11 protein-coding genes are annotated in these 14,120 nt (G+C 41.6%); 1 reads left to right on the forward strand and 10 read right to left on the reverse strand.

Features of this window, described 5'->3' with window-relative positions:
- Positions 1 to 2: 2 nt before the first annotated feature.
- The 4 genes from D0T20_RS03870 to D0T20_RS03885 form a co-directional block, all read right to left on the reverse strand.
- On the reverse strand, positions 3 to 1,376 hold the full coding sequence (locus D0T20_RS03870) for a replication-associated recombination protein A (protein WP_116438437.1): 1,374 nt from the start codon (positions 1,374 to 1,376) through the stop codon (positions 3 to 5).
- A 110-nt stretch (positions 1,377 to 1,486) separates the two neighbouring features.
- Positions 1,487 to 4,015 carry a DEAD/DEAH box helicase gene (locus D0T20_RS03875; RefSeq protein WP_116438438.1) on the reverse strand — a complete coding sequence of 843 codons (2,529 nt, stop codon included), beginning with the start codon at positions 4,013 to 4,015 and terminating at the stop codon, positions 1,487 to 1,489.
- Between the two features lie 95 nt (positions 4,016 to 4,110).
- Positions 4,111 to 6,318 carry a bifunctional cytidylate kinase/GTPase Der gene (gene der, locus D0T20_RS03880; RefSeq protein ID WP_116438439.1) on the reverse strand — a complete coding sequence of 736 codons (2,208 nt, stop codon included), beginning with the start codon at positions 6,316 to 6,318 and terminating at the stop codon, positions 4,111 to 4,113.
- Positions 6,315 to 7,088 carry a pseudouridine synthase gene (locus D0T20_RS03885; protein ID WP_004133164.1) on the reverse strand — a complete coding sequence of 258 codons (774 nt, stop codon included), beginning with the start codon at positions 7,086 to 7,088 and terminating at the stop codon, positions 6,315 to 6,317. Before D0T20_RS03885 ends, der begins: the two co-directional genes overlap by 4 nt.
- A gap of 238 nt (positions 7,089 to 7,326) precedes the next feature.
- On the opposite strand from D0T20_RS03885, the gene D0T20_RS03890 reads away from it, so the two are divergent.
- Positions 7,327 to 8,274, forward strand: coding sequence for an MIP/aquaporin family protein (locus D0T20_RS03890; RefSeq protein WP_115757515.1), 948 nt, complete (start codon positions 7,327 to 7,329; stop codon positions 8,272 to 8,274).
- 15 nt (positions 8,275 to 8,289) lie between these two features.
- On the opposite strand, the gene D0T20_RS03895 is transcribed toward D0T20_RS03890, so the two are convergent.
- The 6 genes from D0T20_RS03895 to ruvB form a co-directional block, all read right to left on the reverse strand.
- Positions 8,290 to 8,667: a DUF3017 domain-containing protein gene (locus D0T20_RS03895; RefSeq protein WP_116438440.1), complete on the reverse strand. Its 378-nt coding sequence runs from the start codon at positions 8,665 to 8,667 to the stop codon at positions 8,290 to 8,292.
- 140 nt (positions 8,668 to 8,807) lie between these two features.
- Positions 8,808 to 10,448 carry a bifunctional phosphoribosylaminoimidazolecarboxamide formyltransferase/IMP cyclohydrolase gene (purH, locus tag D0T20_RS03900; protein ID WP_162862721.1) on the reverse strand — a complete coding sequence of 547 codons (1,641 nt, stop codon included), beginning with the start codon at positions 10,446 to 10,448 and terminating at the stop codon, positions 8,808 to 8,810.
- Between the two features lie 71 nt (positions 10,449 to 10,519).
- Positions 10,520 to 11,848 (reverse strand): cell division protein PerM, encoded by a 1,329-nt coding sequence (locus D0T20_RS03905; protein ID WP_116438442.1) that lies wholly within the window; start codon positions 11,846 to 11,848, stop codon positions 10,520 to 10,522.
- A gap of 95 nt (positions 11,849 to 11,943) precedes the next feature.
- On the reverse strand, positions 11,944 to 12,525 hold the full coding sequence (locus D0T20_RS03910; protein WP_004130797.1) for an adenine phosphoribosyltransferase: 582 nt from the start codon (positions 12,523 to 12,525) through the stop codon (positions 11,944 to 11,946).
- A 17-nt stretch (positions 12,526 to 12,542) separates the two neighbouring features.
- A complete protein-coding gene (gene yajC, locus D0T20_RS03915; RefSeq protein WP_116438443.1) occupies positions 12,543 to 12,968 on the reverse strand; it encodes a preprotein translocase subunit YajC in 426 nt (141 codons plus the stop codon).
- A gap of 68 nt (positions 12,969 to 13,036) precedes the next feature.
- Positions 13,037 to 14,116 carry a Holliday junction branch migration DNA helicase RuvB gene (gene ruvB, locus D0T20_RS03920; RefSeq protein ID WP_016791976.1) on the reverse strand — a complete coding sequence of 360 codons (1,080 nt, stop codon included), beginning with the start codon at positions 14,114 to 14,116 and terminating at the stop codon, positions 13,037 to 13,039.
- Between the last annotated feature and the right edge of the window lie 4 nt (positions 14,117 to 14,120).

The following is a 14,120-nucleotide window of genomic DNA, read 5'->3' on the forward strand; positions in this document are numbered from 1 at the left end:
CTTTATTTATTGTCATCGGATTTATGAAGAATGGCGCGAATTTGAGATAAACGTTGTGAAATCTCGTGCTCGTATCCGCGATTATTTGGGTGATAATATTCGCAACCAACTAGCTCATCTGGCATATATTGCTGAGATGCAACAGCTCCTGGGTAGTCGTGAGCATACTTGTACCCATCGTGATTTCCCCAACTTTTCATTAAAGCAGTCGGAGCGTTACGCAAATGAAGAGGAACTTGACCAATATTTCCAGCATCAACATCTTGCAAAGCCTTATTAATCGCATTATAGCTTGCGTTTGATTTAGGAGCAGTTGCTACAGCAATCACAGCTTCCGAAAGAATAATCCGCGCTTCTGGCATGCCAATTAAAGCAACCGCTTGAGCTGCAGCAACAGTTACTTGCAAAATTTGCGGAGCTGCCATACCAACTTCTTCCGCAGCAGCAATCATAATTCGCCTTGCAATAAAACGCGGGTCTTCCCCAGCTCTAAGCATTCGCGCTAAATAATGCAAAGAAGCGTCAACATCACTTCCACGCATTGACTTAATAAAAGCAGAAATCACATCGTAGTGGTCGTCTCCATCTTTGTCGTAGCGAACTGTAGTAGTATCCATTACGTTAGAAACAATATCGGCAGTAATAACAGGCTTCTTTTTGCCATGCTGCAACGCAACATCTCCTGTTACTGCTCCTGCAGCCGCCTCTAAAATCGTAAGAGTTTTGCGGGCGTCTCCCCCGCTTAAACGAATAATTGAATCTATTGCATCGTCATCAATCTTAAGCTGATTATTAAGACCATTTTCGCTAGAAATTGCGCGTTCAATAAGCGTGCGCAGATCTTCTACACTAAGAGACTCAAGTTTAACAACTACTGATCTACTAAGTAGTGGCTTAATAATTGAAAAACTTGGATTTTCGGTAGTAGCTCCAATAAAAGTTACATCGCGATTTTCTACGCTTGGAAGCAAAGCATCTTGCTGTGATTTAGAGAAACGATGAACTTCGTCAATAAACAGAACTGTTTCTTGACCTTTACTAACCAAACGCTCATGCGCGCGATCTAGCACCGCTCTAACATCTTTCACTCCAGAAGTTACAGCAGAAAGCTCTTCAAACACGCGACCAGACTGTTGAGCCACAATATAAGCAAGCGTAGTTTTACCAACACCTGGAGGCCCAAACAACACAACAGAACTTGGAGATGTAAGAGAACCTTTAGATTGAGGATTTGCAAGCCTACGCAAAGGCGAACCATCTTTTAGCGCATGAGTCTGCCCAAGAACGTCTTCGATAACGCTCGGTCGCATACGCACAGCCAATGGACGTGTTACATCGCTAGGCGCACTACTTGCTGTAAATAAATCCTGAACCATAATCTAAGTATACTCAATCCATAGAACAAACGTTCGACTATATTTTAGATTTTGCATAAAACATAAGTAAAATATAAACAAAACGCAAATAAAACTTAAGTAGAACAACACTAAACATGCGACACGCTGTAGTCAAAGAACACAACTTCGCCTGTATCTTGTGTGGAATCCAAATCAACAATTCCAGTAATAGCCCAATTATGGTCTCCGTCCGAATCGTCAATAATTTGCCGAACTTTCCACGAATGCTCATTTTTTTCTAGAGAATCATCCAAAATAAACAAGTCTCCGCCACGAGCTTTGGAATCTATCCCAACATACTCATGTTCGTCGTAATAGTCGTCAAGCACATCATTCCACTCGTGAACGCCGTAACCCCAAGCTTTGTCAAGCTCTCCCAAAGCATCCGCATCTTCCAAATCCATAAGTTGCACGCGGCGGAACATTGCATTTCTAATCAACACAATAAGTCCTCTTCGATCCGCAACAACAGACTCAGCAGTTGAAGGCGCAGCCATAGTTACAGCACTAGCTTCAGCGTCCGACCCTCCAGCACTCTCCCACTCGTCAACCAAACTCGAATCAATAGAGCGCACAACAAGACGAAGCCACGAAATAATATCGCGCAATTCTTCGTTAAGCATGTCTTCTGGCACAGTGCGAGCAAGCGAACGATAAGCGTCCGAAAGGTAACGAAGAAGCGTTCCTTCACTTCTAGCAATGCCATAGCGCGAAATATAGCCAGTAAAATCGGATGCTGTTTCAACCATGTCTCGAAGCACAGATTTAGGCTTAATCCAGTAGTCGTTTGCCCACGGAACATCTTTGCGATATTGCGCAAAAGCAGGCTCAAGCAAATCTTCAAGAGGCTTAGGGTAGCTAACTTCCGCCAAACGTTCCATGCGCTCCTCGTAATCAATGCCATCATCTTTCATGCCAGCCATTGCAGCGTCGCGAGCTTTACGCTCTTGAGCACGAAGAACAGGCTTCGGGTCATCTAAAGTTGACTCAACCATAGAAATTACGTCAAGCGCGTAACTTTCAGATTCTGGGTCTAGAAGTTCCAAAGCAGCAAGCAAGAACGGCGAAAGTGGCTGATCTAGCGCAAAACCCTCTGGCATAGCAACATCAAGATCATAATCGCAAGAACCGTCCGAAAGCTCTCTACATTCAATAACTTGAGTGTCAAGCAAAGTTTGGAAAATATCGTTGCAACGCTCAAGCAATTTTTCTTTATCTTGCGGCTTTTGCGCACTATCTCCAATAAGTTTTTCAACGCGTGCTCTAGCATCCCCGCCTTGCGTAACTTCGTTCAAAATCATTGAGTGAGTTACAACCATATGCGGATTCAAAGTTTCGGGAGCGCTTTCAATAAGCTTAGTAAACGTTTGCTCACTCCAAACAACAAATCCTTCTGGAGCCTTCTTACGCTTAACTTTTTTAAGCTTTTTAGGATCGTTTCCAGCTTTTGCAACAGCGCGCGCATTCTCAATCTCGAACTCTGGAGCCTCGCTAACCACTAAGCCTTCGGTATCAAACCCCATTCTGCCTGCGCGACCTGCAATTTGGTGAAACTCGCGAGCGCGAAGCTTTCGACTACGGTTCCCGTCAAATTTTGTAAGAGCTGTAAGCACAACAGAGTGAATCGGCACGTTAATACCAACGCCAAGAGTGTCTGTTCCGCAAATAACTGGCAGCAACCCCTGTTGTGCAAGCTGTTCAACAAGCCTGCGGTAGCGCGGAAGCATACCAGCATGATGTACGCCAACTCCTGTGCGCAGCAGCCTTTGCAAGATTTTGCCGAATCCTGTAGTAAATTTAGTGCCTTTAATTGCTTGCGCAATTTTATCTCGCTGATCTTTGCTAGAAACCCCCGTGCTTGCAAGCGCTTGAGCTGTTTCTAGAGCTGCGTCTTGCGAAAAATGAACTACGTAGATTGGCGTTAAACCCTTGTTAAATAATAGTTCTACAGTTGTTGCAAGCGGCTTATCTGTGTACTCGTATTCTAGTGGAATTGGTCTTGGAGCGTTAGCAATAATATCAACACTACGATTTGTTGATCTTTCTAAGCGTTCCGCAATATCCGTTACGTCTCCAAGAGTTGCACTCATAAGCAAAAATTGCGTGTTTGCAAGAGTAAGTAGCGGAACCTGCCAAGCCCAACCGCGCTCTGGGTCTCCATAGTAGTGGAATTCGTCCATTGCAACGCAATCGACTTTTGCGTTTGCTCCTTCGCGCAGAGCTTGATTTGCTAAGATTTCCGCCGTGCAGCAGATTATTGGAGCGTCCGCGTTAATATGCGAGTCGCCAGTAATCATACCTACGTTGTCTCGCCCAAAAATCGCAACTAAATCGAAGAATTTTTCGGATACAAGTGCTTTGATTGGCGCAGTGTAGTAGGAGCGTCTGCCAGTGGCAAGTGCTGCAAAATGCATGCCGAGCGCTACTAGCGATTTTCCAGAACCTGTTGGAGTGTTTAAGACTACGTGGTCTCCTGCAAGCAAATCCATAACCGACTCTTCTTGATGCGGCCACAAATCTACATGCTTGTTAGTCTTAACCCAATCAACAAATGCTTGAAAAATTTCGTCTTCGCTAGCATGATGCAAATCAAGAGCTAACTCGCCTAATCCAGCCATATTCCGCTCCTACTTTACTTACGCTTTAATCGCAACTTTAACCACAACTTTAACCGCAGATTTATTTGCAATTTATTTGTGCTTAACCTGCGACTTTACTTACGCTTCTTCTTATCTCGTACTTTTACAGAGATTTGAATAGGAGTTCCCTCAAATCCAAACTCTTCTCGAAGAGAACGCTCAATAAAGCGACGGTAGCCGTGCTCTAAGAAGCCAGTTGCAAATATTACAAAACGCGGAGGGCGCGTAGAAGCTTGCGTTGCAAATAAGATTCGCGCTTGCTTTCCACCTCGCAAAGGATGTGGATGAGCAGACTGAATACGGCCTAAGAAAGCGTTAAGCTTGCCTGTAGGAATGCGCTTATCCCAGTTTTCTAAGGCTGTTCGCATAGCGCGCGCAAGACGGTTAGTATGCCATCCCGTTTTTGCAGAAAGATTAACGCGTTCAGCCCAAGTAACGCGCTCAAACTCAGTTTTCCACAAGCGTTCCATGCGCTGCCTGGAAAATTCGTCCATCAAATCCCACTTGTTAAACACAAGTACGATTGCGCGACCTGCATCTACTGCCTGGCTCATAACTTTTAGATCCTGCTCTGCAATAGGCTGAGAAGAATCAAAAAGAATCAAAGCAAGTTCCGAACGCTCAATCGCAGCTTGCGTACGTAGTGAAGAATAGTATTCGGCGCCCGTAAGCTTGTGCTGTCTGCGCTTAATACCAGCAGTGTCAATAAACAGCCAATCCTCTCCATCAACTCGCACAACCTCATCAACAGGGTCTCGAGTAGTTCCAGCCAAGTCGTTTACAACAGAGCGTTCTTCGTGAGCCAAATGGTTCAAAAGCGAAGACTTACCAACGTTTGGACGACCTACCAAAGCAACTCTGCGAAGACCTTGCGGAGTTAAGAATCCAGAAGTCTTATTCGCTTTCTTTAAAGATGCAAGAGCCGCGTCAAGCAAATCTCCAACGCCTCTGCCGTGCATTGCGGAAATCCCGTAAGGCTCTCCCATTCCAAGCTTCCAAAACTCTGCAGTTAAATACTCACTTCTAGCGTCGTCAACCTTGTTAACTGCCAAAGTAATAGGCTTACCAGCAGCGCGAAGCATTGAAACAATACGCTCGTCGGTAGCTGTTAAACCAACTTGACCGTCTACTAAGAAAATCACAGCATCGCTTAAACGCACTGCTACTTGCGCTTGCTGAGCAATCGAAGAATCAATGCCTTCAACATCTGCTTCCCAGCCGCCAGTATCAACAAGCTTGAAGTTGGTTCCAGCCCACTCAGCATCGTAGCTTACGCGATCTCTAGTAACGCCTGGAGTATCTTCTACAACAGCAACTCTGTGACCCAAGATACGGTTTACAAGCGTTGATTTTCCAACGTTTGGTCGGCCTATAACGGCAATTACTCCAACAGCTTTTGTATCTTTCGACTCATCTTCGCCTGCTAAATCTCCACTAAGAAGCGCACGGTCTTCATCGTCAAGATCGTAGCCTTCAAGATTTGCAGCATAACGGTCGTACTCATCTTGCTCAATTGCATCGTCAACCATCTCTACAAGCGCGTCAAGAGTCTGCTCAAAAGTCAAATCAGAATTATCTAGAGTTGTAACACCGTCTGCAGCTTTAAGAAAATGAGTAACTTTAGAATCTTTAGCGTCTCGATCGCGAATATCGTCTTCTTCTAAAGATTCATTATTCTTAGATTCGCTATTTTGCGAATTTTCTTGCGCAATATCTTGCTTGTTTCTGCGAGCTTGGCGCACTTCTTCGCGCGCAGTAAGAAGCACTCGAACTTGCGCATTAGGAGCCACAACAGTAGTAATATCGCGGCCTTCTGCAACTATGCCTTCTCCGCTAGAGAAAGAATCCTCAGATGACTGCGCTGCAATATATGCGCGTTGTGCAGCAATAAGCATGCGTCGAACTGCAGGAATCGAAGAAACCGTAGACACGCGCGAAGAAACTTCGCTGGAACGCAATTCTTCGCTAATATCTTCACTATCAATTACGACTACAGGATTTTTTGGATCAACGCTAAATTCAGCATGATCTTCCGTAAACAATGCTCCAACAGCTTCAACAATTTGATTAAAGCGTTCTGCATCTGCCGAATTTGTTGGATTTCCTTCTTCGTCTAATTCAAGCTGAGTGCTTAAATCAATTCCTTGCTTTAGGCACCACCAAGCAGCAGCTCTATACATTGCACCCGTATCTAAATACGCAAAACCGTAGTATTGTGCTAAAGCGCGAGAAGTAGAAGACTTGCCAACTCCTGCTGGTCCATCAATTGCTACACAAATCACAGGCCAACCTCCTTAGAAAGCGAGCGCACTTCTACTTGCGAAAGCACGCGATAAGACCCAGCTTTTAAGTCGCCCAACTTAATAGGGCCGATTTGCGTACGAACAAGACGCTTTACTGGGAAGCCAACAGCTCCAAAAATCCTACGCACAATGCGATTTTTGCCAGAGTGCAAAACAACTTTTACGATTGTTGCATCGTGATTCTGATCGATTATTGCGCATCTGTCTAGCTTGATCCAGCCGTCTTCCAGATTTACTCCTTGCGAAACTAGCCTGCGGCAAACCATTCCGTTGATTTTGCCTTCAACAGTTGCAATATACGTTTTTTCAACTTCGTACTTTGGGTGCATAACATGCTGGCTTAGCTCGCCATCGTTGGTCATTAAAATAAGACCTTCCGAATCGTAGTCCAAGCGACCCATGTGGAAAATTCGCTCGTATTTGTCTCCAACAATATCTCTTAAAGTAAAGCGACCTTTTGGATCATCCATTGCGCTCAAAACTCGCTTTGGCTTATTAAGCGCAAGCGTTACAAGCTTGTGATTGAACTTTACTCTGGATCCGTCTACGCGAATTTTTTGCTTACTTGGATCTACTCGAGTTCCGAGTGTTGTTACAAGCTCATCATCTACTTCAACACGCCCATCGAGAATAATCTCCTCACATTTGCGTCTTGAACCAAATCCCGCTTCAGCAAGTAGCTTTTGCAGTCGAACGGCATTTTTGTCATTTGAATGCGCCTGATTGGCGCGGGAATATGCGTTTGGCATCGTTCTCCCAACGTGACCTATTGTATTAATTTAATCTTATTGATGTTTTATTTATGGCCATTTTTGCGTATTTTTTAATAATTTTTAATCATTTTTTAATACTCACAGCAAATTGCCACGTTTTTCTATACTAGCGTATGGCATAGCCGTGATACTATAGCAAACGTTTGGTTGTGTTGCAAATAACAAAACAACATAAAAACAACACAACACGTACACATTAACGTAAGGAATTGTTATGAACAACACTTTGCAAAATAAATGTTCAAATGATGAGCAAAAAGCATCTGCTCCTGCACCTCTTATTTTTAGGATTTTTGCTGAATTTATTGCAAGCGTTTTTGCAATATTTACTATTTACACATTCTCTTCTGTTGTAACAGCAATGTACGGCGTGAATGTTCTTTTGATTGCTGCAGGAACAGGCTTAGCTTACGCAGCAGCAATCAGTATAGCAGCTAAGGTTTCTGGAGGTCACGTTAATCCAGCAGTAACAATCGCTTCTATGCTTACTGGAAGAACTTCTTATATCTCTGGAATTTTATACATTATTGCGCAAGTTCTTGGCGCACTCGTTGCTGCTTCAATAACTGTTTTTATTCTTCCTCAAACTAAAATGGTTCCAGAAAAAACATGGTTTGCTCCTGTTGTAAACGGTTTTGAAAGCGCTTCTATCTCTGCAAATCAGCTAAAAAGCGTTAATGCTTCTTTTGGCGTTATCTCCGCATTAATCGTTGAGATTATTGCAGTTCTTATTATTGTTGCAACAGCAATGACGTATACGCGCGAAGATGGTAGTGCTAAATGCACGTATGCAGCACACATGGGTATTGCATACTCTGTTGGTGCTTTTATTACCTACCAAATTACTGGATCGGGTCTTAATCCTGCTCGCTCTACGGGTATTGCCATTCTTGCACAGTCTAAGAAATTAGCTGCTTCGCCATTAAGCCAACTTTGGGTATTTTGGATTGCTCCTGTTTTTGCAGCAGCTCTTGTTGGATTCATTATGCTTATTAGCAAGCTTGTTCGTTCTTCTTCAAAAGACTCAATCAGTGCTAAAGAATCTAATAATTTTGGCGATTTAAGCTTGGATGATTCTTCCAAAAACACTTCAGCATCTAACGAAGAATCAGAAAATAGCGAGAATAAAGAAGTTAACCCATTTTATAACGAAGACAAATAGTTAAAACAAAATAGGTTACATAAAAACAAAAATAGAAAAATACGTTATTAGCAAACCAAGTCCTAGTGCAATGCTTAGAAAAGAGTCAAAGGCAACGGATCTAACTTTCCAAGGGCTTCGTTGAGAGAAAATTAAGCGTATTATTCCAAGAATGATGGCTGTTGCAGAAATAATAACTGTGGCAGCCATTATTTTTCCTATAAAAGCTAATACAGCGCACACGCATACGATTATTGATACAATCCATTGCGCGTATGGCTTACCTTCTTTTACTTCCGAAACGTAGATATGATTGTTTGAGTTGCTATTCGCATTGCTATTCGCATCGTGCAATAATTCATCTTTATGATCAAATTTTAATTCGCTATCTTGATTCTTCTGTCTAATTGTCATACTTGTATAATACATAAAAAGCCTTGGAAAGTATATTAAATACAATCCAAGGCTTTTTACGTTAATATGATTAATCGAGCTAATCTAACTGACTAATCAGCTATTTACAGAAATACTAATTTGCAAATAGCGATTGATTTTTAGTGGAAGAAGTGCCTCGTTCCAGTAGTGTACATTGTTACGCCAGCCGCGCGCGCAGCTTCAAACACTTCCTCATCTCTAATAGACCCTCCAGGTTGAACTATTGCGCTTACACCTGCTTCTATCAAGATTTGCGGACCATCAGCAAACGGGAAGAATGCGTCGGATGCTGCAACAGAGCCTTTAGCACGTTCTAATCCATCTGCCAAAGTATTTGCTCTTTCAACTGCAAGATGGCAAGAATCCACGCGATTAACTTGACCCATTCCGATTCCAACAGTTGCTAAATCATGCGCAAGCAAAATGGCATTAGACTTTACGCACCTAAGAGAACGCCATGCAAACTCTAAGTCTTTTAAGGTTTCTTCGTTCGCTGGGTTTCCAGAAACAAGAGTCCAATTTTGTGGATTATCTCCAAAATCATCAATCTTATCTGCACTTTGCACCAACGCTCCGCCGTCAATAGGATGCACTTGCAAACCTAAAACAGGCGGATTTGCAACCTTTAATATTCGCAAATTCTTCTTCTTAGTGCGCAATAACTCCAAAGCCTCAGGCTCGTAGTCTGGAGCAATAATTACTTCTGTAAAAATTGGACGCACACTTTGTGCCATTTCTAGAGTAACAGTTGAATTGCAAGCAATCACTCCACCGTATGCGCTTACAGGATCGCAAGCGTGAGCCTTCGCATGAGCCTCTGCAGCTGTTGCACCTATTGCTAAGCCGCAAGGATTATTGTGTTTGCAAACAGCAACGGCAATTTGCGGAGCAAAATCCCAAACTGCACGCCATGCTGCATCCGCATCAACATAATTGTTGTAACTCATTGGCTTTCCACCAAGAAGCTCAGCTTGAGCTAAACCGCCATTATGCAACGGATCAAGATAAAGCCCAGCATATTGATGTGGATTCTCTCCATACCTAAGCTTACGTTCAAGAGTCCATGTTCGCGTGTAGTCACATGGAAGTAACGAATCTTTGCTTGTTTTATCAAGCGAATCATCATTGTTATCTGTGTTTTCTATCATGCTTTGTGGCATTGGCCAAGCACTATTAGTCCATTGGCATATTGCAGCATCGTAAGCGGCTGTATGCTCGAATGCTTTATGCGCTAAGTATTCGCGCTCTTGCAAACTAAAGCCTTCGCCAGAAGCAATTCGATTAGCAAGCAATTTGTAATCTGCAGGATCTGTAATAACAGCTACAGACTTATGATTTTTAGCAGCTGCTCGAATCATTGAAGGTCCACCAATATCGATTTTTTCAATAATGGCGTCGTTTTTAGCGCCGCTCATAACTGTGTTCACAAAAGGATACAAGTTTACAACTACAGCATCGAATGGCTCAATATTCAAATCTTTAAGCTGCTTTACGTGATCCGAATTGCTCATATCTGCTAGGATTCCAGCGTGAATATGTGGATCGAGTGTTTTAACTCTACCATCCAAACTTTCTGGGAATCCTGTTACATCCGACACTTGCGTAACGCTTACACCCAATTCTTGAAGCTTTGAAGCAGTTGAACCAGTTGAAACAACTTGAGTTCCACACTTTCTAAAAGCATCTGCCAGCGTTTCTAGTCCTTCTTTGCAAAATACTGAAACCAGTACTCGCTTTATTGACCTTTTACCTGTGGTTATCAGCACATCTGCATTTTGTTCTTGCTCATGTATCTGTTGCACCGGTCTTCCTCCTTGTGTTGGATGAGGATTTATTTTTTATTAGCTTTTGAGCTGACTGTTCTAGTTGACTCAAGATTACTAGTTTCAGTTTTGCTCTCAAGCAAAGGTTGATTTTCGGATAAAATTTTATTGCTTAAAAGTCGAATACCAACTATTATTGCGCAAACAAAAAGAATAACAAGCCAAGCAAAGCCAAAACCGTATATTGTTAAATGGCCTAAGGAACGAAGACTTCTACTTACATTAACTCCAACATGTGCTAATCTAAATCTTCCCAAACTACCATTCGCAAATAGAAGCAATACACTCATAACAAGTATTATTGCCATGCAAGACGCTACTAGAACTATTGCAGATTGAACAAATGCAAAAGCTGTTTTCTTCCAGTCTACTTTATTGTTATCAAATATGATTCTAAGGTTGCACAACTTTGAGTACAAAATTATAAACGATGCCAAAATAGCGCACAAAACAAACAATATACTAACCGAAGCTGTTCTATAGAATGAATCTTTTATAGCATCTGGAAATATTGCAAAAAGTGGAATAGGTGGTAACGATTTTTTGCTAACAGAAAAAATACTAAAGCTTGCAATATCTCCAATGTTGAATCCTGCTCCAGAAATCCAAGATAATGCCCATAGTGCAATATTCGGCAACCACACTAAACAGGCAATAGATGTTAAAATCCTAGAACCGATTTGCATTCCTAGCTTAGAAAATGCAATCTCAACGTTGCTTGAACCAACTACACACCAAAAGATGATTGTTAAAAGTGCAACAATTGCGTAAATAACTAAAACACTTACAGAGCAATAAAAACAGATTTTTGCGCATTTAATTATTCGCTCAGAAAAATGCTTTGCCAACTTTTGTTTTATTTGTGCAAACGTAGAAGAATATGGAAAAACAGCAATCATCATAGCCAAAATATACACACAAACACTTTTTAGCAATATTATTGGCAAAGAATCCAACAACTCAATATTAGTATTTTGGGATATTACATAATTTGCAAAAACCCAAACAAATAATCCTATTGAATTGGCTAATTGACCGCCTTTTAGCTTTCTCATTGCAATTGCAAGAGATGAAACTAAAAGAATTGTTAATCCAAGAGGAATAATCGTAAGAACAAAATCGTCAAAACCAAGACCAACACCTTGTGCAAAAAGAAGTACGGCCCATGTTAAAGACATTGATGAATCAGAAAGATTACCAGTTCCTTCTTCAATCGAAATTACTAAAAGCGTTAAAGACATAAACAACCCAACAATAAGAGCAAAAACAAAAATAGCTATTGCTGGAATAGCTAAACCCATCAAAACGCTAATAAGAGAAGATTTTAGTTTTTTCAAAATTGTTTCTCCCCTACGTTCTTAAAGTTTAGACTTGGATTATTTTGGATTATCTATGTATTTAACGCTTTTCCTAAAACTATTATTTGCTGTGTTTAAGCCGGCATTTTCATTAAGCTAGAGCACTTATAGGATTGCAAGTCGCTCATTCCGTTAATGCCCGTTAGCTCCATTACAAAGCAGAATCCAGCAACAACACCTTCGGATCTTTCAACAAGCCTTGCAGCAGCTTTTGCGGTTCCTCCTGTTGCAATCAAATCATCAACAATAAGAACACGCTGGCCAGGTTTAATCGAGTCTTTTTCAATCTCGATTTTAGCTTCTCCATATTCAAGAGAATACGATTCACTAATAACTTCTGGCGGCAACTTCCCTGCTTTTCTTACGGCAACAAAACCCTTATTTAAGCGTGCAGCTAATACTGGGCCAAATAAGAATCCACGAGCTTCAAGACCTGCAACTAAATCAAAAGAATCTTTAGAAACTGGCAAAGAATCAACAAGTGACTCAATAAGAATGTTCATACCACGAGCATCTGCAAATACTGGTAGAAAATCGCGAAAAACAATCTTTGGATTAGGGAATCCTGGAATTGTGCGAACAAGAGATGCTAAATAATTAGCATCTTCACTACTAACATTCTTTAGAGGCTTTACCGTAATATCAGTTGTTGTCATAATCCTAGCGTTCTATTCTAGTTTTCTTTATTTTCATTAGATTCGCTAGATTCTTGAACCTCGTTAGATTCATTGGATTCTTGCGATTCTTGCGATTCGTTATCTTCTGCGCTATTTGCATTATTAGCGCCTTCGGCACTATCTTCTTTATCGTAGCTATTAAAATCTACGCGAACGTAAACCCTGTTAACAGCACGGAAAGATACGCGAAGCAGACTACCTTCTGAATCTAAAACAATCTCTTCGTGATCTGCATCAACGCTAACAACTTTACCAATAATTCCGCCAATGGTTATAACCTCAACGCCAGGCTTTAACGAATCATGGAAAGAACGCAATTCAGTTTGGCGCTTTTTCATGTTACGAGATTGGAACCACATGATACCAACCATGGCAATTACAAGAACAATAAGCATGCCATACTGTTGAAAGAATTGGGGCACAATAAACTCCTTAAGTTATCCAACCCTAAGACGGCAAAACACCGTCCAAATCAACTATTTTATGTTATCTATCTGACATTATCGGGCGCTTTAAGACCTAAATGTTGCCAAGCTTTTTCAGTTGCAACTCTGCCTTTAGGTGTTCTAACAAGAAAGCCTTCTCGAACCAAATATGGTTCACAAACAGTTTCCACAGTTTCCGACTCTTCTCCAACCATTGCAGCCAAGTTATTAAGCCCTACAGGACCACCATTAAATTGAACCACAATAGCTTTTAGAACAGCAATATCTAAACGATCAAGGCCTTGAGTATCTATTTGATACAAAGATAAAGCTTCGATTACAGACTCGCGATTTACTTCTTTAAGATTATGTACTACTGCCCAATCTCTAACACGCCTCAAAAGTCTGTTTGCAATTCTAGGAGTTCCCCTAGAGCGCAAAGCAAGCTCTTTTGCCGCTTGGCCTGCAAGATTTACGCCTAAAAGTGCGGAAGAACGCTCAATAAGCTTCTCTAGCTCTTCGTGAGGATAAAAATCCAAGTGAGCGGTAAAGCCGAAACGCGCACGAAGCGGAGAAGGAAGCATGCCTTCTCTAGTAGTTGCGCCAACAACCGTAAAATGAGGCAAAGTAAGCGGTATAGAAGACGCTCCAGGCCCTTTTCCAACCATAACGTCTACTCGAAAATCTTCCATAGCGATATAAAGCAACTCTTCTGCAGCGCGAGGAAGTCGATGAATCTCATCAATAAACAACACTTCACCTGTATCTAGAGAGCTTAAAATTGATGCTAAATCCCCAGCATGTTGAATAGCAGGGCCAGAAGTAACTCGAATAGAAACACCTAATTCGTTAGCAACAATCATTGCTAAAGTTGTTTTTCCAAGACCAGGAGGACCCGCAAGAAGCATATGATCGGGAGGAACATTACGCAATCTTGCAGCATCCAAAAAAAGTTGCAATTGCGCTTTTAATAAAGGCTGACCAATAAAACCATCCAGAGCATGAGGACGTAACTCCTCATCACTAATTTGCTCGTTTTCTATAGCACTAGAAGATACTATTCTTAATGAATCTTCTGATACGCCAGTATTAACAGATTGCACGTTGTTGATTTTCTCGCTGTTGATTTTCTCGCCAAAACTCATAATC

This window comes from Gardnerella piotii (assembly GCF_003397585.1).
GTDB classification, from domain to species: Bacteria; Actinomycetota; Actinomycetes; order Actinomycetales; family Bifidobacteriaceae; genus Bifidobacterium; species Bifidobacterium piotii.